This window comes from Kurthia massiliensis (assembly GCF_000285555.1).
In the GTDB taxonomy this organism is placed as follows: domain Bacteria; phylum Bacillota; class Bacilli; order Bacillales_A; family Planococcaceae; genus Kurthia; species Kurthia massiliensis.
Genome location: NZ_HE610996.1, coordinates 557409 through 580244 on the forward strand (window position 1 = coordinate 557409; position 22836 = coordinate 580244).

Here is a 22836-nt window from a genome sequence, read left to right on the forward strand (position 1 = left end):
CTTCCTTTTGATTATTTTCTTTTATCGTAATACGTGCCATCGCGATTAAAAAAGGCACCATAAGGATTATGATATTGCTGTTCCGATTTTTTCGTTACTTGTAATTGCTTCATATCTTCCGCAATTTGCTTTTTAAAATCGCCTAAACGTTGCTGAATACCTCGGTCTAATGTTCGAAGTTGTTGCTCATCTGCATGTCCGATAATCGGATTTGTCGGGAGCGCTTTTAATTGATCAATCGTTTGCCCTCTTGCATCTAACAATTTATTAATATGCTCAATATATGCATCACGCTTATCCTCTTTATCTTCAGGTGCTGTCCCTAAAAGAGCATACAGTTTTTCAGATAATAATAAAAACTGCTTTACAAGATCCATTAAACTTGGCCGCCTGGTGTAAATGTATGTTGTTTTTGACGGTTCATTTGAATGACTTGCTTCCACGTATCGCGGAACTCCACTGCCATTCCTTCTACTTCATCTAAAATCGCAACATCATTTTTAATATTTGCTTGTGTTAATTGATGGTACATATATTCATATAAATTAAACATATTTTGAGAAACTGGAATATCCATATTCAGTGTAGACATCAGTTCATTTAAAATAGCTTGTGCCTTTTGAATATATTTATTACGATTTGGAATATCTTTTGCTTCAATTGATTTTTTTGCTTGATGGATAAATTTAATACATCCATTGTAAAGCATTAATGTCAGTTCACCTGGGGACGCGGTATTTACACTATTTTGTTTGTATGCATTGTATGCATTTTGTACTGACAAACTAAACAACTCCTTTAAATTCTATATCTATTCTAGTATGAATCAAAAATAGAAGTTTGGCTATTCGCTTTTTGAATCGCTTTCTCCATTGCAGAAAATTGATTCCAATAACGTTCTTCAATATCCTTTAAACGATCTGTCCAATCATCAATTTTTGTTTTTAATGATGAAATCGTTTTTCCTAATGAATACGTATTATCTGCTGAAGACGTTTCACTACCAGCTTTGTCTTTAATTGTTGTCACTGCATTTTGTGCTGTTTTACGAAGCGAAGCAATAATACCATCTTTACCATTTGAACTATCACCAGCGAAAATACGAGATACGATATCTGGATCATCTGTTAAAGCTTTTTTCAACTTATCTTCATCAATTTCTAGTTTACCACCATCAGACCATGTAGATGATGTTGTAATACCAATTTTATATAAAACATCTGTAGGATTTTTTGTATAAATTTTGTCTTTACCATCAGCAGAGAGCGTATACGTATTATATTCTGCTAAAGTTTGACGCATATTCGATACAACTGTATTCAGTGTACTATCGCCTTTTAATAACCCTTTTTTCGCTAAGTCTTCCCACTTCGTAATTTGATCTGTCGTCATTTCTGATTTTTGCGCATCTGTTAATGGTGAATAACTTGTGTTTTTCTTTTCAGATGTGCGTGCAGTAATATCAGCGATTAATTCATTATAAGACTTTACAAACTCTTTTACTTTATCAACGATTTTATCTGTATCTGTTGTAGCACTAATTTTCGTGACTTCATCTGGATTTGTACTTGCAGTAGAATCAAATGACTTGTTAATTGTTAAATTATATCCTGAAATAGAATATTTATTTGAAGTACCTTTAATTTCAACGCCATTTACCGTAATAGAGCCATCTTCACCTTTAGAAGCTATCGCAGTAGCTGTTCCTGCAGTTAAATCTCCTGTCTGTCCACTTAATAATCCTAATTTTTTAAATAAACCATTTACATCTTCTTCTACATTCATAGCTCCTAGATTGTCTTTTCCTGCACCTTCTGTATTAACCGTTAAAGACAATTTATCACCAGATACAATAGCCGTAATCCCAACACCTGAAGCATTGATTTTATTCATTACATTGCTTAATTTATCCGTAGCTTTATAAGAAATTTCTTTTGTAACATATTCTCCATTTTCACTAATAGCTTTAATTTTAAAACTACCATCTTTTAACCCCATCTGTGCTAATGTCGTATCTGCTGTAACCCCTTGTTGAGTTAAAATGGTCTTACTTCCAGATGTAGAAAGTGAATTAGAACTAGCATCAACTGTAAATCCTAGTTTTTTAGCAAATTCACTTGAATAAGGACCGTCTGTATCATTAACATTAACATTACGGCCTTCTTTCGTTTTAACAGTTATTTTACCTTCTGCAATAGAAGCCTCAAAAACTCCTGTATTATTTAATTTAGTAATAAGTGAATCTAATGTATCATCTTTACTATATTCAATTGTTTGTGTATCACCACCATCTACACTAAAACTAAATTTCCCGTTAGTAGATGTAACACCTAAATCACTGACTTTACCTGAAGAACTAACGACGTTTGATAATGAAGCAATTGTTTTTCCTGCTGTTGCTAAAGAGGCTTTTTCAATGCTTAAATTGCCGTTTGCTGAAGCTGTGGCTGTAGCACTAACAGCAGAATTAGAAGTCGTCACTGTTTTCGCGTTCCATGAGCTTTGTAAACCATATGAAGTTAACGCATTTTCTTCAAATGTTTTTAATTTCGTATTGACTTCACGGTACGCATCACGTTGCCATTCGTATTTTTGTTTTTGTTGCTGCAACTTTTCTTTTTGGGCATTTTCAGCCTTCATTAATTTTTCCATAATCGAGTCAATATCCATACCAGATACTAATCCACCAATTTTATTTTTATATTGTAAGTAAGAAAAGCTCGGCGTACTTGACGCAGAATTCGTATTATTTGTTGTAACCATTTCGTGATCTCCCTTCTTTATTAAGCTTGTGTATCAAAAATTTTACCTGCAAGCTTTTGCATTTCATAGTAAGCGTCTAATAGTTCTTTCGGTGGTACTTCTTTAATAACTTCTTGCGTTTGTGCATCAACGACTTCAACATAATAACGTTCTAAATCTTGATGGAATATAAACTTAGAATTTTTTTGACTATATTCCATAAATTCATTTAGTTTATTTACAGCCGTTTGGTATGCCTGTTCGGTAGGATTACCATTTTCATCTGTCATTTCATTAATATTTGTCGCATGATTTTGCGGTATCATTGCTTGTGTCTCAGAATAATTGACAGTAGTAGCTGTATTTTTCGTAGGATGTGTCTCTTGCGTAGCATTCAGAGAAGATAATTTCATCGTAAATCCTCCTTTAATTCAGTCTATCTTATTCATAATATCGTCTCTAACAATACATTTTTGAGCATATAACATTAATTTATAACAATAACATTTCTCAATAGAGGCTTTATTTCTTTAATAAATAATTGAGCAACTCCTTCATCATCGCAAATATCTAATAAATTTTGTAATAAAATTAATTGCTGTTTAAGTTGTAATTGCATTTGTATAGAAATAGTATTCGAAGCTGTATAAACATCTATACAACTTGCAAATTGCATAATTTTATTGTAACCTTCTTCAATTTGATTCTCTTGAAAACAAACAATAATACAATCACACATTTGATGAATATCCATTCTTCACCTCATTTCATAAAAAAAACGCTTAGGCTTTTGCCTAAGCGTTTTGTAAAAACGTCTTTGATTATTGTAATAAAGAAAGAACGCCTTGTGGTTGTTGGTTAGCTTGAGCTAACATAGATTGAGCTGCTTGCGTTAAGATGTTGTTCTTAGTGAAGTCCATCATTTCTTTCGCCATATCTGTATCGCGGATACGAGATTCAGCAGCAGTTAAGTTTTCAGAAGTAGTACCTAAGTTGTTGATAGTATGTTCTAAACGATTTTGAACAGCACCAAGTTGAGAACGTTGAGTAGATACTTTATTAATAGCAGAATCGATTGTAGTAATTGCAGATGCAGCGTTTTCGTGAGTTGAAATATCTAATGATTTTTCTACTGCAGTAGCATTTGTACCATCAGTTACAGTTGCATTATCTTGGAATCCTTTGCCTGAACCAACAATTCCAAGGGCTTTTGCACGCATATCACCGATTGAAACTGAAAGTGATTGTTTTTCATTAGCACCAATTTGGAATTTAAGAGATTTATCTTCAGTAACATCAGCCGCTTTTTCAGCAAATGTATCATTTTTTAAATTGAATGTAGTAGCAGTAATCGCACTTGAGTCTTTAGCATCTAAAGTGAAACTTACGCCATTTTCTTTGAAATTAATAGCACTTGTACCATCCCAGCTTTGTACTGAGCTAGATACTTTAGTTGTGCCATCTTCTTTTAAGAAATCAACAGTTAAATCTGTACCGTCCCATGTAACACCTACTTTAGTGACATCAGCTAATAATTGTTTACTGTCACCATCAACTTTAAATGAAGTTAATTCAGCAGGAGCATCACCAGCCGCTGTTGTATGATTTAACTTTTGGATACCTGAATCAGTATTTGTTGTTAGGGCACCACCTGTTGCCGTAATTTTAGTTAAATCGATTGCAGCTGTTTTACCCGCAGTCCAGTTATTAACTTCATCAGCAGTTAAAGTAAAACTTACACCCTCATTGTCATAAGTGTATTGATTTTTATCTGCATCAAATGACATTTTATCTGCATTGATATTTAATTTATTACCTGTTGCATCTTGTGCTACGATATCAATCGTGATATCATTTCCAGTTTTACCAATTGTGATAGTATTAGTTTCGTCTGGATCTAAATCTGTCCATTCTAAACCATTTGACGCTGTACCCGTAGCTTTAACATCTGTTTTAGCAAGTGCTTTATTATCTGACCATGTAACTGGATTTTCGCCTACAGGAATGTCTTGAGTTACCGCTTTTACTACATCTGTAGTAGCGCCTTCAGTAATTACATGTTTATCAGAAAGTTCACCGTTTACTAATTTTTTAGTGTTGAACTCAGTAGTGTTACCGATACGGTTAATTTCTGAAGTTAATTGGTCCATTTCTTTTTGTAATTGACCACGGTCATCAGCTGTGTTTGTATCGTTACCAGCTTGTACTGCTAATTCACGCATACGTTGTAGGATAGCGTGAGTTTCATTTAATGCACCCTCAGCAGTTTGGATAAGAGAGATACCATCGTTGGCGTTTTTAGAAGCCATGTCTAAACCTGAGATTTGACCACGCATTTTTTCAGAGATAGCAAGACCTGCAGCGTCATCGCCTGCACGGTTGATTTGGTAACCTGAAGATAATTTTTCTAAGTTTTTAGATGCAGCTGCTTGGTTAGAGCCTAAAGCACGATGTGTGTTTAAAGCTGCGATATTGTGTTGAATTCTCATTGTGAGATTCCTCCTTGAATTTTAAGTTTTCTTCCACGTCCCTGTGGAGTTGTGTAGCAGTTGTTCTGCTGTACACTCTATATATCGTTAATAGATTGAAATGTTTAACTGTTTTTTATAAATTTTTTCTTTAATTTAAAAGATTTAAGACCCAATCATTTTTCACATTCGAATGACTAAGGGCGGATTGCATCGTTTCTTGTAATACTTCATTTTTCGTAAGCTTCATAACTTCAGTTGCAACATTCGCATCACGAATTACAGAATCAGCAGACTGAAGGTTTTCACCTGTCTGTCGTAAGTTCGAAATATTGTGTGTAAAGCCATTTTGATAAGCACCTAACTTTGCTCGTTGTGATGAAACGCTTTCTGCAGCTTCATCTAGTTTCTTTATAACTGCAGTTGCTTTTTCACAAGGTGTTAAAGCAGTATTTAATAAATTTAATTTTTCTACAGAAACTTCTTCTAACAGAATATCCTGACCTTGCTTTTCATTTGCACCTAGTTGTAAAGAGATGCTTTTTGTCGACCCATCGAACAACTTGAGCGTATTAAACTCTGTATCTGTGCCAACACGATCAATTTCGTTTAAAAGTTGCTCGTACTCATTTTGAAGTTGCTTACGATCAGATTCTGTATTCGTATCGTTCGCAGCTTGCACCGCAAGCTCTCTTCCTCTAATAATCATATCATTTACTTCAGATAGAGCACCTTCTGCCGTTTGTAACAATGAAATACTATCTTGTGTATTTTTTGCTGCCTTATCTAATCCAGATATTTGTGCGCGTAGCTTTTCTGAAATAGACAATCCTGCTACATCATCACTTGCACGGTTAATGCGCAAACTTGTTGCTAATTTTTCTGTATGCTTATCTACATTTTTGTTCGCACTTCCGAGTTGTCTCACCGTATTAAGTGCTGTGATATTATGACGAATATACATATGTTCTCCTCCCCTTACGTCATTTCTTTTTTTATCGGAACGAGAAGATATGTATAAATTTGTTATTTTTATTTTTTTTAGTAGATTAGCATAAATTTAATTCTGAAAAATCAGATTTTTTCATAAAATAGTTCTTTAGTCTTTTTTAAATAAATTCTATCGAATAAAAATATAAAAAAGAGCTCAAAATTTTACGTTTTGAGCTCTTTGAGTTCATTTTATTGCCAGCCATCTAAAACACTTAAGTTTTGTGTTTCTAGTGCCGCTTTATTTTCTTTTTGAATTTCCTCATAAAGTTCTTTACGAAATATTTTAAGTGAACGCGGTGCTTCTATGCCAATTTTTACTTGGTCACCATCAATAGATACAACCTTCACTTGTATATCTTCTCCAAGCATAACTGTTTCACCAGGTTTCCTCGTCAACACTAACATTATTTCACACTTCCTTCAGCAACTTTTAAAGGGTATCTTAATAAATCATCTTTTACATCTGTTAAAACAATTTGCTTTGCTAATTTTTCTTTTGCATTGACAACTACTGGTGCTAACAAATTAATTGTAGAATTAATCAACGTATCTCTTAATGTTAAAATCCCGTAAACTATTACATCTTCTGGCTTTTCAACATTTAATTGTACGACGTCACTTTGTTGTAAATCAAAAGCATAATCCGCTTTAAATACATACGGTGTTGCAACCATAAAACCAACTTCTTGTAAATTAATAGACTGTAAAATCAAAAATGGTGACAAATCATTTAAAGGTACGATTGCAAATTCTTTCTGATCAGGAAATCCTGGAATGCCTTCTGGAAAAGAAATAATATCTTCTTTTTCAATTTCTACTGTACCGATGAATTTCGTTTTAATTTTCATAACCTATTCTCCCTTAATAACATTTGTTTCTACAGAAGCTCTTTGTACTGTAGTGCCTGATACGCTACCAGGCGTATATTGTCCTTGGATATCCCCTAGTGTAACATCGAATTTAGGTTTTTGAGGGGTAATATTGATATCCAATTTTCCAGGTATATAAGTTGATTTTACAGAACCGATAGACGGCATCCATTTAATTGCAGAACGAACAGGTTGAATTTCTAGTTTTGACTTCGCGATAGCTTGGATTTGATTTTGACCGGAAGCTATTTCCATCATTTGCCAACCTTCTCTTGCACGTCTTTCCGTGCCAGCTTTAACTGCTTGCATTCCCTTTTGTGCAGCCTCTTCAATAGCTTCTTTTACAGTTAAAAGACCGATATCTTTTCTTGCTTGTGATTGGTCGATTTGAAGTTGTGCAGCTTCAGTACTGATTTCTAATATGGCAGCTGGTTGTTCTATTTTTACTTGTGCATCTGTAGATGTCATTTCTAATTTAGGATGCGTTGAGTGAATTTCTACTTTTTGGTCTGTTGTTCGTATGTCTACACGATCTAATTTCATCTATTATCCCACCTTTAAAAAAAACGCTCGCACATGGCGAGCGCTTATTATTATCGAATGAAATCAACTAATGTTTGTTGAATAATTTTGCCACCTACAGATAAAGCTGCGTTATGAATTGATTCTTGTGTAATCAAATTCGTAATTGCCTCTTCATATTCAACATCTTCCACATTAGATTGCTGCTTCGTTAATGTCTCTTTTTGCAAAGCTAAACGATCTGCCATCATGTCTACTCGATTTTGCTTAGCGCCTACTTGTGAACGTTCTTTTAATACAAGGTCTACTACCCCTTGAATCGTTTCGTTAGCACGATCCGCAGCAGAATTTGTACCACCTAATAGCACTGTTAATTTATCATGAGAAGTTTCATCGTTTACATCACCTGTAAGTGCAGCTTCAACTTTTGCAAATACAGTATCTAATTTTGCAAACATCAGTTGAGCTCCTGTAGACGTTACACCCAATTGTATATCGTTATAAATTTCGACGTTTGCTGATTGATCCATACCTGTAATATTTTGAGCAATTTTCTTATCGGCAGATTCTTTTTTCTCACCGTAGTTATTCGTTGTATCGTTATTTTTGATATTTACTTTGCCCGTTGCATCAGATTTAATTTCTGTTTGTGTTGGTGTATTTAGGGTTAATTCACCTGTATTACTTGAATCAATTGTCGTTCCTTCTGCTGTTTTATACATCACAGAAGCATTTGGTTGGATAGTGATTTCACTATTATTATCGCTATTTGTAATCACAACATTTCCTGTTGCATCTATATTTAAAGTACGATACAAATCAAGTTGAAGAGCGCCAGATGTTGCTGTTAATGGCTGATCATTTTGATCAGTAATCGTACCATCCGCTGCTATTTTTGCAATTGTATCTCCATTAGCATTTGTAATTGATGTCGCTGTACCATCGTTAGAAATTGTTAGTGTATTAGGCGCATAATCATTATCCGTTAAAATCGTTGTGACTTCTCCAGGATTCTCATTATTCACAACTGTGTTAATACCAAGATTTGCAGAAGGTGTTAAAACGGTAGAAGTAGCTGTCGTTGACAATAGTGTGGCTACTGTAGTTGGTGTCGCATTATCTGCTACTTTCTGTACAACATTATTTGTTACTTTCGCAACTAATTCTCCATCTTTATCTCGTGCTGTAGCAATTGTTGAGTTATCTTTTTGCGTGTAGAGCTCAAGAGATTCCACTGGATTGTTATTTGCATCTACGTATGTTGTCATATCAACAGTTGCATTTAAATAAACAGGTTCATTCGTTCTTGTGCCACTAAAAATATAGTTATCGCCAACTTTTGTGTTAGCAATATCTTTAACTTCCTCACGAATTTGTTGAATTTCAACGAGCATTTTTTCACGATCAATCGTTTGATTCGTATCATTTGCTGCTTGAGTGACAAGTTCTTGAACACGCGTCATTGCGTTTGTGATTTGTCCTAATGCGTCATCGGACATATCAAGCCATTTTGTAGCTGTGTCTAGATTGTCTTGATATTGTTGATTTTGCTGTAATTGCGTTCGATAGCTCATCGCTTTTGTCGTACCTACTGGATCATCAGAAGGACGCAAAAGCTTTGAACCTGTTGAAATTTGCTCTTGTAAAACTGCCATTCGATTGTAGCTGCTATTTAAGTTACGTAGCATTGTATTCGATAGCATCGATTGTGTTACACGCATTTAAAATACCTCCCTATAAACCTACTCGGCCCATACTATTAATAATCTTATCTAATGTTTCATCGATTGTTGACATCATACGTGCTGACGCGTTGTATGCTTGTTGGAATTTAATCATATCTGTCATTTCTTCGTCCAAAGATACTGTCGTAATAGAATCTCGATTGTTAGAAATTGTTAATTGAATTGTCCCAGAATTATATTCCATTTTCATTGCTTTTTCGCCTTCAGTACCAACATCAGCTACCATTGATTCATAGAATTTGGCTGCAGAAGAACCATTTAAACCCGCAAGAGTTGTAGTCTTCATATTTGATAGTTTTAGCGCTAAATCACCATTACCTTCTTCACGGTCACGAGAAGAAGCAGCAATGTTATTAAAATTAGACATCTCATCATTTACTTTAATATTCGCTGCTGTAATAGTTGTAGGAGTCGTTCCATCAGAATTTTTTGTCTGCTCGAAAAACGCTAATCCTGTAGGAGAATTTTTAATACCATCTGTCGACAGTCCATAACCATCTTCATGAATAGCGTTAAATGCTTGTGCAAATTCATTTGCTAGTTTATTTAAGTCATCCATTTTTTGAGCATAGAAACCTTGAACATTTAATTTAGGATTTCCATTATCGTCTAATACAATATTGCCAGTGGCATCTTTTAAGATCGTTTCATTTGTATAGCCATATGAAACTGCATAAGAAGTCAGGCTACCTTTTTGCATATTCATATTGCTGAAGCTAATGTTATCTGATGTAGTCGTACCTGTTTTTACAGATGCGGCTGTAATCGCATTTGTCGCTGCATCACGTGTGAATGTAAATGTAGAAGATGCTCCGGTAGAGTCCGTTAATACAACTTCACCATTTGCTCCTGGGTTCACGGTTGTAGCAGCTTGACCTGCTTCAGTAGCTGTAAATGTACCATCTGCATTCGGTACAAGTGTCCAGTTGCCACTCGTAATTGTCACTGCATTTGTCGCTGGATCTGTCGTAACAGTAGCTTCTGCTGACGTTTCAGTCGTTTTGACTACATTAATACCTGAGAATGCTTCAAAGATGTCATCTTTTGAAATATTGTTGCTTGTAATCTTTCCCGCTGCATCTACTGTATCTGTAGTTAGAGAAATTTTTGCAGCAATAGATTTACCATATAACGGACGATCTACACCATTGTAGTTTTGTGTACCTGTTTTTTCAGAAGATACTAATGCTTGCTTAGAACCGTCTGCCTTTACTAAATAAACATCTATCGCACCTTCAGCTGCATCAGTTGCCACGCCACCTGAATAGTGACTTTCTATAGAAATGGGAATGTACTCAGATAAATTATCAAGTAATTTATCACGTTCATCATATAATTCATTCGGAATATAACCATTTGGCTCTACACGCTTAATTTGATTATTTAAATTCGCAATTTGTTCTAAAATAGAATTGATTCTATCAGTTGTATTCATTGCTTCATATTTTAAATTTGTTTGTACTTGCGTCATCTGTGTATTCATATAATTGAAAGAAGAAGCTAAATGAGATGCTTTTGTATATACTACTTGGCGTGCAGCTGATGAACTTGGCGCATTTGCTAATGTTTGCCACGCTGTATAAAAGTCGTCAAAAGCTGCGTTTAAACCGTATTCAGATGGTTCCGACATAATGTCTTCCATTTGGCTAATCGCATTCGTTTGTTGCGACCAGAATCCTAAATTATTCGTTTCTTGACGATATTGTTTATCAACAAATTGATCACGAATACGTGTAATTGATTCTGACGTAACCCCTGTTCCTAAATGCCCTGCCATCATCGGTGCGTTCATCCCTGCTGATGGGAAACCAGTAGTTGCCTCTAAATTAACTCGTTGACGCGTATAGCCAATTGTATTGGCATTAGAAATATTATGACCGACTGTATAAAGAGCTGTTTGTTGTGCAGTTAAGCCACGTTTATTTGTTTCAAGCCCCATGAATGTAGAAATTGCCATGATCTTACCTCCTAAAAATATTATCCCGTTTATATTTCACTCTTTTTTTCATCGGTATGTTGTATTAAAAATGAAGCGAAAACATAAAAAAAACGTTAAAATGCAATCGCATTTTAACGTTTATGCTTTTGAATTAAAGCGTCCTATCATCGATGCCACTTGTCGGGCACCTTGCGTTTCGCCATAGTTAAAGTTTTCTTGCTGTGGTCGCATCATATCAAGCGTCATATTGACGACTTTTAATGATTCGAACAATAATTTTTGGTTTAAATCGTTGCATCGTTTTAAATGGTTAACCGATTGCAATAGCTGTTGTGACGTATCACGTAACTGCTGTCTTTCCTGCTCCGTCGGTACAATGGCAATTAACTGTTCAATCGTCGGTGATGTTGTTGGCACGTTATGTGCTTTGAAATATGCATCGACTAGTTGCTGACGTACCCCTTCTAACTGAGAGATAGCAGAAATATGCGATTGCTCATCGTTCAACATTTGCTTGATGCCGTCCATATCCCCTGTCGTAATCAGTTCGGTTTTATGGTCAGCTAGCTTGATTAAGCTTTGATGCAGCATATTCAGCTTCGCCATAATCGTATTGATTTTTTCAATGGACATCGTTTAAACCCCTTACTATCTACGGAAATATGTTAACATATCTTGCGCAAGTTTCTTTGAATCCACTTGGTAAGTTCCATCTTGGATTTGCGTTTTTAGTTGTGCAACACGTTCTGCGCGTTCAGTCGCATATGTTTTTACACCTTGTAAATCTTTCGCTTTTGTCGAAATCTCGATATGATCTTTGAAAGAAGCGTTTGATTGTTTTGCTACATTGTTTTTTGCTTGCGTATTTTGATAAGGATTAATACCGTTTACGCCATAACCTTGAATTTTCATCATTTGGAACCTCCTTTGTTTAGTACTGTTCATTTACCCTATATTTCGGTACTAATTAAAATATGTTAAGTAAATTTTAAGAAAAGAGGCTACAAACCTATAAATTCATGATTAACTAGTCCTATTTTCTGTGACAAAATTAAAAAAATATACTTTTCGTCGTAGGTCTAGCGCTTCCTTCTTTCAGATAAATACGTTGCGCGGCTTGGTTTTGTAATCGCTTCGCGGAATTCTCTACCCGCTTCAAAGCGATCTAAGTCTTTTTGTAACGTTTTTGAACAATCATCACAAAGTTTTCCTTGCGTCGTTAAATGACCGCAATTGTCACAAGGATAGCCTAGGTTCGGGAATACCGCCGGTTGTAAGCGACCTTTACGTACCCAACGATATAATAATTCTTCTGGGCACCCTGTTGCTTCAACAATACGTTCCACCGTTGCTGCGCGGTTTTCACGGCGACGGAGGAAGCGATACACTTCGTCATAGATTTTCTCCTCGTTCATTAAACAGCTCGCACATACTTCTCGTACACCATTATAGTTAAATAATTGTCCGCAAGTAGGACATGTTTTGATTTCACCCATGTTGTAGGTCCCCTCTCTTTCGAAAACGTGCAGAAATAAAGACGACTACGCTAATATTCGTGAAACCGTCTGCTTCTAATGTTTCGCGTGCTAGTCGTATCGTCGTACCTGTAGTTATAATATCATCAACTAATACGACATGTGTGTCTTTTTTCAAATTTGTGCGATTTCTCCTAAAAAGTGCAGTCGTTTGCTTACGCTCTATGAGTGTTTTTCCACTTTGTGAGTCTAATGTCATCTTCTCTAATAGGTGGACAAATGGCACATTTGCGACACGAAGCAACTCATCGACTTGTGCAAAAGTTCGTTGTTTTAACTTTTCAGGATGCAACGGAATCGGCACGAATGTCGCATTTTTATAAGGTTTTAAAAACTGTTGAATATGTTCTTTGAATACGTGCGCCAGTGCGATATCTAATCCAAATTTATAGCGATGAATATAATCGCGCATCGCATCGTTGTAATAAAATAATGTTTTGACGTTTTCGTACGGTTGTTCTTCTACGCGTTCAAACTTTGCCATACACTTTGCACACGCTTGAAATGTTGTGCATTTTTGAAATAATGCTTGCCACGTACTTAGTTGTTGGATCGGTTGATGACATAATAAACAATACATGTCATCACATCCTATTCAATCGCATAATTTCTCGACGCGCATCGTCCATATCACTCGTAATGCCATGATGAAAGAAAACGATATCCCCTTTAGGATCATGAGCAGCTCGTCCGACACGACCACTAATTTGAATGAGTGCACTTGATGTAAAAATTGCATTTTCTGCACCGAGTACCGCTACTTGTAAGCTCGGTATCGTTATGCCTCTTTCTAAGATCGTCGTCGTAAGCAACCCTTTTATTTCTCCGTTGCGAAGTTGCATTACTTTTTGTTTTCGTTCTGGCTCCTCAGCATACACGTACGGTACGTCAAATAAATGTGCACTTTTCTCCATTAAATCAATAGTTGGAAAGAAAATTAAATAAGGTTTGTGTGCACATTCGCATTTTTCAATCCAGCGTGTTAACTTTTTCGGCACACGTCCAACACGAAGTTGCTTGTCATAAAACCAAAGTGATTCAAATGTTGGCACTGGTAAATCAAAGCCATGAAATCGTCGTGGAATAAATGAGTATGCTCGTTTCTTTTTAAAACGTGTCAGCATTTCAATAGAAGGAGTTGCGGTGACAAACATAATAGCACCATCCTTTTTCACCGCTTTTTCGACTGCTATTTGGAGCGAACGATCGTACGTATATGGGAATGCATCTGCTTCATCGACAAAAATAATATCAAACGCTTGTTGAAAACGGTATAGTTGATGCGTCGTCGCAATGACGAGCGGTGCATACGCTACACTTACTTCAGCGCCCCCATACAATGCATGAATCGTCGTATCGGGAAATACTTGTTGAAACCGAGGAAATAATTCTAATACAACATCGGTCCGTGGCGTAGCGACGCATACTCGATCACCGCGCTCTAATGCGACTCGAATCGCTGAAAACAAAATTTCGGTCTTTCCTGCCCCACATACCGCGTGAACGAGCCGCGATTGTTTTTGCATCACACTTTCGACGAGCTGTTCGGAGACACGTGCTTGTGCGTCAGTAAATGTCCCACGCCAATCGAAAGTTACTTTATTCGTAATGGTCGGTTTTGGTCCCGTCCAAATGATTAACTTATCGCAAGAAGCGACACGTTTCATGCGAATACAGTTACGACAGTACGTACAAACGCTATGACATTTCGCACAATAAAAGTCGACATAAAAATGGCTTTCCTCACAGCGACATCTACTACAAACACGCTTACCATCGTAAATTTGCAACCCGTCTATTTTCTTAATCCAATTCCTTTTTTCTGCCTTTTTTAGCACCGATTTTTCAAACGGCAAAAAATCTTCATGCCAAATACGTCCGCACAAAAAATTTTGCAATGCGCGTAGATCGTTGTCTTCTATACGTTCATGCACAATCAACACCTCTTTTTTCCATCTATTGTAAGCGCTTTTAGACGAAAAAAAAGCACCTCTAGCGCGCGCTAGAAATGCCCCTTTGAGATATTGTTTAGTATTAATAATCATTTTAGCCGTTTATACTCAAAATGTCACTCGTTTTTTACTAAATTCGATAAAAAATTTACGGAAATTAAATTTTCGGTTCGATTTTCTTAAACCAACCCATCGCCAGTGCGCCTTCACCTAAATGTGTCCCAACGACAGCGCCGAAATAGGATGGATTAAATTGTACTGTCGGGAATTTTTCACGTAAATGTGCAAGCCATTCATCACGTTCTGCTTCACAATTAGAATGAATCACCGTTGCTTCTAGTTCACCGTATTTTTCAACGTCTTCAGCAAGTAATTCTTCAATACGTTTTAATGCTTTTTTCTTCGTACGGATTTTTTCATACGGTACGATTACTTTATTTTGGAACGATAAAATTGGTTTCACTTGAAGGAGACTACCGATTAATGCCGATGCTGCAGATAAACGACCACCGCGTTGTAGATGAGATAAGTCATCTACTAAAATGAAGTCTTTTTCCGTTTCTTTCATTTCATTTAAGTGCGCTAAAATTTGTTTCGCATTCGCGCCTTGTGCAGCTAATTTAGATGCATGAATCGCATACATTGACTGCATATAACATGCGACTTCCGTATCGAAACCGTATACATCAATACCTTCTACCATTTCACCAGCAGATAAGGCACCTTGATATGTGCCGCTAATACCACTTGATAAATGAATCGTTACGATTTCATCATAATCTTGTGCTAGTTTTTCAAATAACTCTACAAATTTACCGATCGGGGGCTGTGAAGATGTTGGTAGCTTTTTGCCGCCACGAATTTTTTCGTAAAAATCTTCCGCTTGTAATGTTACTTCTTCCTCGTACGTTTCACCGTTCAGTACGACTGTTAGCGGAATCATATGAATATTATATTGTTCAAGTTCAGCTTTTGGCATATATGCTGTACTATCTGTTACGATTGCTGTTGCCATTCGTTATTCACTCCTCTACATAAGTTTCATTTTATTAAAATATGCAAGAAAAGGCAAATAACATATGACAAATATCACTTCACAAATAAATAAATGATGATAATAAAAAACACCGACTCATAAGAATCGGTGTGAAAAATTAAATTAGCGTACTTCTACCCAACCGTTTTTGATTGCTGTTACAACAGCTTGTGTACGGTCGTTTACGTTCATTTTTTGTAAAATACTTGATACGTGGTTTTTAACTGTTTTCTCAGAAATGTATAAAGTCTCACCGATTGCACGGTTAGATTGGCCATCTGTAAGAAGTTGTAGTACTTCACATTCACGTTTTGTTAATAAGTGGAATGGACGGCGAATTTCTGTTTGATGGAATGAGCCTTTATTTTCACGTTCGCTTAAGCGACGGTATTCTGCGACAAGATTTTTTGTAATTTTAGGGTGTAAGTATGAGCCGCCAGCTGCTACGATTTTAATAGCATCGACGATTTCATCTGCATCCATTTCTTTTAGCATGTAGCCAAGGGCACCTGACTTTAATGCGTGAGATACGTAAGATTCATCATCATGGATTGATAAGATAATGACTTTCGCATCAGGATATTTTTCGATTAACTCTGCAGTAGCTTCCACACCATTTTTTTGCGGCATATTAATGTCCATTAATACAACGTCTGGTTGGAATTCTTCATATAGAGGAAGTGTATCTACACCGTCATCGCCTTCTGCCACTACTTCAAAAGTGTCTTCGAAATCTAGAATGCGTTTTACGCCTTCACGGAATAATTGGTGGTCATCAATAATAATAATTTTTGTCATAATAATTTTCCTCCTCAAGTACCTCTACAAAAGGTTATGTTCCCTTTTTCACAGGGATCTTAAACATGATTTTCGTTCCTTGTCCGATAGCGGACTGTATATCCATAGTACCATCTAATAGATCGACGCGTTCTTTCATTCCAACGATACCGAAAGAATTTTGTTTCGTGACGTTCGTATCAAAGCCTGTACCATTATCCTTAATAGAAATATTAACATTTTCTTTAAGCCATTCAAAGTTCACCCAAATGTCTTTGGACGCACCGTGCTTGATTGCATTGTTCACACATTCTTGAACGAGCCTAAAAATGGCTGTTTCGAAATTCATTGGCATCCGCTTATCTTCTCCACGTGAATGAAACTCAATATATGTACCGGGATTGTAGTCCTGTACAGAGTTCAAATATTTCTTCAACGTCGGAATGATGCCTAAATCGTCTAATGCCATTGGTCGTAAGTCATAAATAATGCGACGTACCTCATGGAGCGTATCTCGCACCATGCCCTTTAAATCTTGTAACTCTTGAATGGCACGTTCTACACCTTTTTCATCATAAGAGCGCGTAATTAAATCTGTACGAAGTAAGACGTTCGCTAACATTTGTGCTGGGCCGTCATGTACTTCGCGCGAAATTCGTTTACGTTCTTCTTCTTGCGCTTCGATGACGCGAATAGCAAAATCTTCTTTTACTTTCGCATTTTCTAAAGCTGGCCCTACATTTTTCAAGTCATCAGTTAAGTAATTTAACACGACATTAACTTGATTCACAAGGTGATCGGCTTTGTCAATTGTGTCTAAAAGCCCACGCATGCGACGTTCTAAATCGTCACGACGTTCGCGCAATAGCTTTTCTTCAGATTGAACGACTGAGTGACGAATTTGAAATGTATTCGCAGCATTATAAGCCTCATGTACTTGTTCTTCTGTATAGACACGGAAATTTTGTGATACTTCAGCAAGACGAGCTCGAGCTTGCTTTACCTTTAGTTGTAGCATATCATTTTCTTGAATAATGTCCTTTAATTTAGAACGTACATTACTAAGTTCAAGTTTCATTTCTTCGAATGATTGACGAGATTGTTCACTGATCGTAAAAATGTCATTTTTAGATGTGTCAATGGTCTCGACCATACTATTGAATATTTTGTCTAACATTTGAATGTCAATTTTATTTCCTCTAACCATATCCATACTCCTCACAATGCATACTTACTAGGATAGCATGTATTTTGTAGTACTGACATCACAATTCTAAAATTCTTTACATTAATTATAACATTGTTGAGCCATTAGCATATTAAAAACCAATGTTTAAAAGATGACAATTGTATCATTTATATTAAATTTTTACTAGGAGAATAAAATGAGATCAAATTACCTTACTTTAAAAACGACAGCAAGTGATGAAATCATCATTTCGAAATCACGCTTTATCGCTCATTGTGCCCGTGTCGAAACGGAAGAAGACGCACAAAATTTCATCGATGCGATTAAAAAAGAGCACCGTAATGCGACCCATAACTGCTCTGCCTATGTTATTGGGGAGCACGATCAAATTCAAAAAGCGAACGACGACGGTGAGCCAAGTGGCACAGCTGGCGTACCGATTCTCGATGTACTGAAAAAACAACATTTAAAAGATACTGTAGTAGTAGTTACCCGCTACTTTGGGGGGATTAAACTTGGTGCTGGAGGATTAGTACGTGCCTACGGAAAAACGACTACAGTCGGTATCGATGCGGCCGGTGTCGTGGAACGTCGTTTACATGACAAATTAAAAATCAGTGCAGATTACACATGGCTTGGTAAATTAGAGAACGAACTTCGAAATTCTACCTATATATTAGAACATATTAATTATGCAGAAGGTGTCGAATTTACAGTTCTCGTCCCAGTAGAAGAGACAGAAGCGTTTTACGCGTGGATGACAGACCTATCAAATGGACAAACGCAAATCAAACGTGTCGAACAGCTATTTTTAGAGTTCGATCGTACCTGAAAATTCGTTTTACGTATTCGGCTCGGCATAGTATAATTAATTTCGTTGTACAAAATTTTAAAATTTTTCCCACAAAAGGAGAATGACTATATGCCAGAGAGAAGAGCCGGCAATAGACAACCAACCCGCTCCGGAGCACAAAAGCCAAAACCTAAGTCTCATGCGAAAACAAGTGCCACTAAAAAGAAAGAACGTGCACAGAAAAAGCAAAAGGAACAAGGCGGTTGCTTATGGAAAGTACTACTCGTTGTCTTAATTTTGTTACTGGCAATCGGCGGCACATATGCTTATTACATTTACCACACTGGTAAAAAAGCAGCCGAAAACGCATATGTTGCAGACTCACGCGAGAAATCTGCCCTGCGTGATGAAAGCGTTGAACCATTAACAGATAATATATCTATCATGATCGTTGGGATTGATGATAGTGAAAAACGTAGTCAAGGTGAAGGCAACTCCCGTTCGGATGCGCTACTCGTTGCTACATTAAATAATGAAGAAAAGTCGATTAAATTGTTAAGTATTCCACGTGACTCTTACGTTTATATTCCAGCAGTTGGCTATAAAGATAAGATTACACATGCACATGCTTACGGCGGTATTGATTCTACACGCGAAACGGTTGAAGGGCTATTAAACTTACCGATCGATTACTACTTCCGCGTGAACTTTGATGCCTTTATCGAAATCGTCGATGCGTTAGGCGGTATTACCGTCGATGTACCTTATGAAATTAATGAACTAGATGAAAATGATAAACGTACTGTTCATTTACAACCAGGTACGCAAGAAGTGAACGGTCGCGAAGCATTAGCGCTTGCACGTACACGTCATCAAGATAGCGACGTTGAACGTGGTAAACGTCAACAAATGATTTTAGAAGCCATTGCGGATAAAGCAACTTCTGTGACATCATTTACGAAATATGCAGACGTCTTATCAGCTGTCGGTAACAACATGCAAACAGATATGACGTTTACTGAAATGAAATCATTGTTCGCTTATTTACAAAAAGGAATGCCAGACATTGAATCATTATCGATTGACGGTACAGACGATATGTCGACAGGTATTTACTATTACAAAATTATTAATGATAGCCTACTGAAAACACGCCAAACGATGCAACGTCATCTCGGTTTAGATGTAGACACATCATTAGAAGATTTAGAAGACCTTGAAAATGGTTATTAATGTGGATTGCGCGTGATGCGCAATCTTTTTTTACGCAAAAAAAGACCGAGCGTTTGCTCAGTCTTTTTTCTTTTTATCGCTTTTTACTTTTTTTTACGAGTTTTAACAACGGTTTATAACGATGCCCTGCAAGGCCAATCACTTCGACGAAAATTTCGAGCGCTATTAACAATACGACGATTAATAAAATCGCGCCCCATAATTTTGCCATTGAGAAGATGACCGCTGCTAAGCCGAACATTGCCGCAATGCCGTAAATGATAATGACCGTTTGCTTATGTGTAAAGCCGATGCTTAACAGGCGGTGATGTAAATGCGATTTATCTGGTTGAAACGGCGGCTGTTTGTTTAACAGTCGACGCACGATTGCAAAAAAAGTATCCGAAATAGGTACGCCTAGCATGACGATTGGAATAACGAGTGACACGAACGTTACATTTTTAAAACCGAGCAATGCTAGAACGGAAATCATAAAGCCAAGGAATAATGCACCGGTATCCCCCATGAAAATTTTTGCGGGATTAAAGTTATAAAATAAAAAGCCGATGCAGCTTACCGCAAGGACAAGCGCCATGACGAGTACGAACGTATTGCCCATAATAAAAGCCATCGCGGCAAGTGTAACAAGTGCAATTGTCGATACACCCGCTGCGAGGCCATCTAGGCCATCAATTAAATTAATCGCATTCGTAATACCGACAATCCAAATTAACGTAAGTGGAATGCTTAAATAACCAAAGTCTAAAATGCCGCCAAACGGTAAATTGATAAAATCAATTTGAATGTCTCCAAAGAAAATAACGATCGCAGCTGCGACGGTTTGACCGAGAAACTTCGCTTTCGCAGAAATTTCTAACATGTCATCTAACACACCCGTTATAATAACGATGAAGGCACCGATTAAAATCGGAATCATCGCTTCATTCGTCGGTCTTAGTACGACGACACCGACAAGGAAGGCTAAGAAGATTGCTAAACCACCTAAGCGCGGCATAATTTTTGCGTGAACTTTTCGATAGTTAGGCTTATCAACTGCACCAACACGAAAAGCGAGCTTCTTCACAAGCGGTGTGAAGAGGATAGATCCAATAAATGCCGCCACTAATGACAGGTAAAACATACCCTTCCTGCTACTCCAAATAAGGATAACGCGCTTCGTACTTTTGAGCGTACACTAGCGTTATCGAGTAGCAGAATCCCCCTTTCCTTCTATTAAAAATTGCGCTTTCGGAAGTCAATCGTATTTTCTCAAATGACTTCCTTCTATAATAAGAAATATTATGTTCAATTTTTTCAGTAAATCATCTTGTATTATAGCATGATTCTTCTAAAAGCACACTTTCACTTGTTAACTGTAACGTTTGAAACGTAAATTTGTTGCATATGAATCGTTAGAAACATAACATGCAATATATTAGATGAAACAATTTACACTAATACATTGCACACAAAAAGTATAGATGCTCTTAATTATGCTCGAAAATGCTATATGATTCGAAAAAAATAGCCAATTTCCCATTTTTTTCGCTTTTCTCAGAAAATAACCATTTCTTTATTTCGATATTCATGATAGTATATTGAAGTACTTTTATTGACGCTTTAATCTAAATTTTCAGACAAAATAATTTTTTTAAGTTTCTTACAAACATAGTCGTTCGGACTAATTAGTCAGAACATTTAGAAGATTAAATCCCAAAAGGAGTTGTACATAATGACAAAACTTTCATTCGGTGAAAAAGTCTCCGTAGGCTTTATGCTTTTCGCATTGTTCCTTGGAGCTGGTAACATCATTTTCCCACCTTTACTTGGTCAGCAAGCTGGTGAAAACTTCTGGATTGCGATCATCGCCTTCTTAATTACAGGCGTAGGTCTTCCGCTACTCGGCGTAATCACTGTTGCGAAATCAGGTGGTGAGCTAGAAGATATGGCAGGTAAAATTAGCCCTGCATTCGGTATTTTCTTCACAGCAGTCGTTTATTTAACAATCGGGCCATTATTCGCCCTACCACGTACAGGTACAGTATCGTACGAATTAGGGGTTAAACCTTATTTATCTGAAGCAACTGCTTCTCACGCTTGGCCACTTGCCGTTTTCACAGTGATTTTCTTCTTAATCACAACGTTCTTTGCATTGAACCCAAGCAAATTAATCGACCGTGTCGGTAAAATTTTAACGCCCTTATTATTATTAGTGATCTCAGCGCTTGCGATTAAATCAATTGTGACACCAATGGATGGCTCTGGTCCTTCAACTGGCGAATACGTATCAAATGCATTCGGTGAAGGTTTTAAACAAGGTTACTTAACAATGGATTTCCTTGCAGCACTTATTTTCGGTATCGTAATTATCCAAGCGTTAAAAGGTAAAAATGTGACAGAAAAATCAACAGTTGTGAAAACAACGATTTTTGCAGCTTTCGTAGCAGCCATCGGTCTTGCACTTGTTTATTTATCTCTTGGCTATATCGGCTCTTCAAGCTTTAAAACGATCGGTGCTTCAGAAGACGGTGCACAAATTATTACAGAAGCTGCGTACGTTCTTTACGGTCAATTCGGTAACATTTTACTAACAGCCGTTATCATACTTGCATGTTTAACAACATCAATCGGTTTGTTAACAGCAGCATCTGAGTACTTCCATAAAGTGATTCCTGCCCTATCTTATAAAAAGTGGGTATGGGTATTTGCGATTTTCACAACATTCATCGCAAACATCGGTTTACAACAATTAATCACATTCTCATTACCAGTATTATTCTTTATCTATCCACCAGCAATTATTTTAATGCTATTAACACTTGCATCAAAATGGTTTGGCGATAGCAAATACGTATACTTATTCGGTATGTTATTTACAGCGATTTGGTCATTATACGATGGTCTTGAAGCTGCAAGCATTGAGCCAAAATGGTATGAGGAAATCGTGAGCGCAATGCCACTTTACGAAATGGGTCTTGGCTGGTTATTACCAGGCATCATCGGTGCTGTACTCGGTTACATCATTTCATTATTCATCAAAAAATAACGATTCATTCAACTGTTC

General features: G+C 36.8%; 24 protein-coding genes. 3 read left to right on the forward strand and 21 right to left on the reverse strand.

What is annotated here, in order from left to right:
• Window positions 1–11: 11 nt before the first annotated feature.
• The 20 genes from KMHG_RS03090 to KMHG_RS03190 all read right to left on the reverse strand — a co-directional run bounded on the left by KMHG_RS03090 (window position 12) and on the right by KMHG_RS03190 (window position 17785).
• Window positions 12–377: a flagellar protein FliT gene (locus tag KMHG_RS03090; RefSeq protein ID WP_010286844.1), complete on the reverse strand. Its 366-nt coding sequence runs from the start codon at window positions 375–377 to the stop codon at window positions 12–14.
• A complete protein-coding gene (gene fliS / locus KMHG_RS03095) occupies window positions 377–784 on the reverse strand; it encodes a flagellar export chaperone FliS (RefSeq protein ID WP_010286845.1) in 408 nt (135 codons plus the stop codon). The genes KMHG_RS03090 and fliS overlap by 1 nt, the downstream gene beginning before the upstream one ends.
• A 32-nt stretch (window positions 785–816) precedes the next feature.
• On the reverse strand, window positions 817–2763 hold the full coding sequence (fliD, locus tag KMHG_RS03100; protein WP_010286846.1) for a flagellar filament capping protein FliD: 1947 nt from the start codon (window positions 2761–2763) through the stop codon (window positions 817–819).
• A 20-nt stretch (window positions 2764–2783) separates the two neighbouring features.
• Window positions 2784–3155: a flagellar protein FlaG gene (locus KMHG_RS03105; protein ID WP_010286847.1), complete on the reverse strand. Its 372-nt coding sequence runs from the start codon at window positions 3153–3155 to the stop codon at window positions 2784–2786.
• 74 nt (window positions 3156–3229) lie between these two features.
• Window positions 3230–3496, reverse strand: coding sequence for a hypothetical protein (locus KMHG_RS03110; RefSeq protein WP_010286848.1), 267 nt, complete (start codon window positions 3494–3496; stop codon window positions 3230–3232).
• A gap of 67 nt (window positions 3497–3563) precedes the next feature.
• Window positions 3564–5231, reverse strand: coding sequence for a flagellin N-terminal helical domain-containing protein (locus KMHG_RS19675; RefSeq protein WP_010286849.1), 1668 nt, complete (start codon window positions 5229–5231; stop codon window positions 3564–3566).
• Between the two features lie 130 nt (window positions 5232–5361).
• Entirely contained in the window at window positions 5362–6174 is an 813-nt protein-coding gene (locus tag KMHG_RS03120) for a flagellin N-terminal helical domain-containing protein (protein WP_010286852.1), read from the reverse strand.
• Window positions 6175–6392: 218 nt separating this feature from the next.
• The gene (csrA, locus tag KMHG_RS03125) at window positions 6393–6608 is read right to left on the reverse strand and encodes a carbon storage regulator CsrA (RefSeq protein ID WP_010286854.1); all 216 of its coding nucleotides are present in this window, start codon (window positions 6606–6608) and stop codon (window positions 6393–6395) included.
• Entirely contained in the window at window positions 6608–7051 is a 444-nt protein-coding gene (gene fliW, locus KMHG_RS03130; RefSeq protein ID WP_010286856.1) for a flagellar assembly protein FliW, read from the reverse strand. Before fliW ends, csrA begins: the two co-directional genes overlap by 1 nt.
• Window positions 7052–7054: 3 nt before the next feature.
• Window positions 7055–7615 (reverse strand): DUF6470 family protein, encoded by a 561-nt coding sequence (locus KMHG_RS03135; protein ID WP_010286859.1) that lies wholly within the window; start codon window positions 7613–7615, stop codon window positions 7055–7057.
• A 50-nt stretch (window positions 7616–7665) separates the two neighbouring features.
• On the reverse strand, window positions 7666–9315 hold the full coding sequence (flgL, locus tag KMHG_RS19515; protein ID WP_010286862.1) for a flagellar hook-associated protein FlgL: 1650 nt from the start codon (window positions 9313–9315) through the stop codon (window positions 7666–7668).
• Between the two features lie 13 nt (window positions 9316–9328).
• Window positions 9329–11296, reverse strand: coding sequence for a flagellar hook-associated protein FlgK (gene flgK, locus KMHG_RS03150; RefSeq protein WP_010286865.1), 1968 nt, complete (start codon window positions 11294–11296; stop codon window positions 9329–9331).
• 120 nt (window positions 11297–11416) lie between these two features.
• Window positions 11417–11911, reverse strand: coding sequence for a flagellar protein FlgN (locus KMHG_RS03155; RefSeq protein ID WP_010286867.1), 495 nt, complete (start codon window positions 11909–11911; stop codon window positions 11417–11419).
• A gap of 15 nt (window positions 11912–11926) precedes the next feature.
• On the reverse strand, window positions 11927–12193 hold the full coding sequence (flgM, locus tag KMHG_RS03160) for a flagellar biosynthesis anti-sigma factor FlgM (RefSeq protein ID WP_238984660.1): 267 nt from the start codon (window positions 12191–12193) through the stop codon (window positions 11927–11929).
• Between the two features lie 164 nt (window positions 12194–12357).
• A complete protein-coding gene (locus KMHG_RS03165) occupies window positions 12358–12774 on the reverse strand; it encodes a TIGR03826 family flagellar region protein (protein ID WP_010286870.1) in 417 nt (138 codons plus the stop codon).
• Window positions 12767–13393: a ComF family protein gene (locus KMHG_RS03170; protein WP_010286872.1), complete on the reverse strand. Its 627-nt coding sequence runs from the start codon at window positions 13391–13393 to the stop codon at window positions 12767–12769. Before KMHG_RS03170 ends, KMHG_RS03165 begins: the two co-directional genes overlap by 8 nt.
• A gap of 4 nt (window positions 13394–13397) precedes the next feature.
• Window positions 13398–14747 (reverse strand): ATP-dependent helicase ComFA, encoded by a 1350-nt coding sequence (locus tag KMHG_RS03175; RefSeq protein WP_010286873.1) that lies wholly within the window; start codon window positions 14745–14747, stop codon window positions 13398–13400.
• 175 nt (window positions 14748–14922) lie between these two features.
• Window positions 14923–15780 carry a DegV family protein gene (locus KMHG_RS03180; RefSeq protein ID WP_010286874.1) on the reverse strand — a complete coding sequence of 286 codons (858 nt, stop codon included), beginning with the start codon at window positions 15778–15780 and terminating at the stop codon, window positions 14923–14925.
• Between the two features lie 144 nt (window positions 15781–15924).
• Complete coding sequence (locus tag KMHG_RS03185; RefSeq protein ID WP_010286875.1) at window positions 15925–16599, reverse strand: response regulator; 675 nt, start codon at window positions 16597–16599, stop codon at window positions 15925–15927.
• A 34-nt stretch (window positions 16600–16633) separates the two neighbouring features.
• Window positions 16634–17785, reverse strand: coding sequence for a sensor histidine kinase (locus KMHG_RS03190; protein WP_010286876.1), 1152 nt, complete (start codon window positions 17783–17785; stop codon window positions 16634–16636).
• Window positions 17786–17963: 178 nt separating this feature from the next.
• Between KMHG_RS03190 and KMHG_RS03195 the strand changes: the two genes are divergently transcribed.
• A complete protein-coding gene (locus KMHG_RS03195; protein WP_010286878.1) occupies window positions 17964–18599 on the forward strand; it encodes a YigZ family protein in 636 nt (211 codons plus the stop codon).
• Between the two features lie 90 nt (window positions 18600–18689).
• Window positions 18690–19793 (forward strand): LCP family protein, encoded by a 1104-nt coding sequence (locus KMHG_RS03200; protein ID WP_010286880.1) that lies wholly within the window; start codon window positions 18690–18692, stop codon window positions 19791–19793.
• A gap of 73 nt (window positions 19794–19866) precedes the next feature.
• Here KMHG_RS03200 and KMHG_RS03205 read toward each other — a convergent pair whose 3' ends face one another.
• Window positions 19867–20913 (reverse strand): glycosyltransferase family 4 protein, encoded by a 1047-nt coding sequence (locus KMHG_RS03205; protein ID WP_010286884.1) that lies wholly within the window; start codon window positions 20911–20913, stop codon window positions 19867–19869.
• Between the two features lie 591 nt (window positions 20914–21504).
• Between KMHG_RS03205 and brnQ the strand changes: the two genes are divergently transcribed.
• Window positions 21505–22818 carry a branched-chain amino acid transport system II carrier protein gene (gene brnQ / locus KMHG_RS03210; RefSeq protein ID WP_010286885.1) on the forward strand — a complete coding sequence of 438 codons (1314 nt, stop codon included), beginning with the start codon at window positions 21505–21507 and terminating at the stop codon, window positions 22816–22818.
• Window positions 22819–22836: the final 18 nt, after the last annotated feature.

Excerpts from the sequence above, each read along its gene's own strand:
- KMHG_RS03090 (WP_010286844.1), bottom strand. The coding sequence starts at position 377 with ATGGATCTTGTAAAGCAGTTTTTATTATTATCTGAAAAACTGTATGCT.
- fliD (WP_010286846.1), bottom strand. The coding sequence starts at position 2,763 with ATGGTTACAACAAATAATACGAATTCTGCGTCAAGTACGCCGAGCTTT.
- KMHG_RS03105 (WP_010286847.1), bottom strand. The coding sequence starts at position 3,155 with ATGAAATTATCTTCTCTGAATGCTACGCAAGAGACACATCCTACGAAA.
- KMHG_RS03110 (WP_010286848.1), bottom strand. The coding sequence starts at position 3,496 with ATGGATATTCATCAAATGTGTGATTGTATTATTGTTTGTTTTCAAGAG.
- KMHG_RS19675 (WP_010286849.1), bottom strand. The coding sequence starts at position 5,231 with ATGAGAATTCAACACAATATCGCAGCTTTAAACACACATCGTGCTTTA.
- KMHG_RS03120 (WP_010286852.1), bottom strand. The coding sequence starts at position 6,174 with ATGTATATTCGTCATAATATCACAGCACTTAATACGGTGAGACAACTC.
- csrA (WP_010286854.1), bottom strand. The coding sequence starts at position 6,608 with ATGTTAGTGTTGACGAGGAAACCTGGTGAAACAGTTATGCTTGGAGAA.
- fliW (WP_010286856.1), bottom strand. The coding sequence starts at position 7,051 with ATGAAAATTAAAACGAAATTCATCGGTACAGTAGAAATTGAAAAAGAA.
- KMHG_RS03135 (WP_010286859.1), bottom strand. The coding sequence starts at position 7,615 with ATGAAATTAGATCGTGTAGACATACGAACAACAGACCAAAAAGTAGAA.
- flgL (WP_010286862.1), bottom strand. The coding sequence starts at position 9,315 with ATGCGTGTAACACAATCGATGCTATCGAATACAATGCTACGTAACTTA.
- flgK (WP_010286865.1), bottom strand. The coding sequence starts at position 11,296 with ATGGCAATTTCTACATTCATGGGGCTTGAAACAAATAAACGTGGCTTA.
- KMHG_RS03155 (WP_010286867.1), bottom strand. The coding sequence starts at position 11,911 with ATGTCCATTGAAAAAATCAATACGATTATGGCGAAGCTGAATATGCTG.
- flgM (WP_238984660.1), bottom strand. The coding sequence starts at position 12,193 with ATGATGAAAATTCAAGGTTATGGCGTAAACGGTATTAATCCTTATCAA.
- KMHG_RS03165 (WP_010286870.1), bottom strand. The coding sequence starts at position 12,774 with ATGGGTGAAATCAAAACATGTCCTACTTGCGGACAATTATTTAACTAT.
- KMHG_RS03170 (WP_010286872.1), bottom strand. The coding sequence starts at position 13,393 with ATGTATTGTTTATTATGTCATCAACCGATCCAACAACTAAGTACGTGG.
- KMHG_RS03180 (WP_010286874.1), bottom strand. The coding sequence starts at position 15,780 with ATGGCAACAGCAATCGTAACAGATAGTACAGCATATATGCCAAAAGCT.
- KMHG_RS03185 (WP_010286875.1), bottom strand. The coding sequence starts at position 16,599 with ATGACAAAAATTATTATTATTGATGACCACCAATTATTCCGTGAAGGC.
- KMHG_RS03190 (WP_010286876.1), bottom strand. The coding sequence starts at position 17,785 with ATGGTTAGAGGAAATAAAATTGACATTCAAATGTTAGACAAAATATTC.
- KMHG_RS03195 (WP_010286878.1), top strand. The coding sequence starts at position 17,964 with ATGAGATCAAATTACCTTACTTTAAAAACGACAGCAAGTGATGAAATC.
- KMHG_RS03200 (WP_010286880.1), top strand. The coding sequence starts at position 18,690 with ATGCCAGAGAGAAGAGCCGGCAATAGACAACCAACCCGCTCCGGAGCA.
- KMHG_RS03205 (WP_010286884.1), bottom strand. The coding sequence starts at position 20,913 with ATGTTTTACCTGTCATTAGTGGCGGCATTTATTGGATCTATCCTCTTC.
- brnQ (WP_010286885.1), top strand. The coding sequence starts at position 21,505 with ATGACAAAACTTTCATTCGGTGAAAAAGTCTCCGTAGGCTTTATGCTT.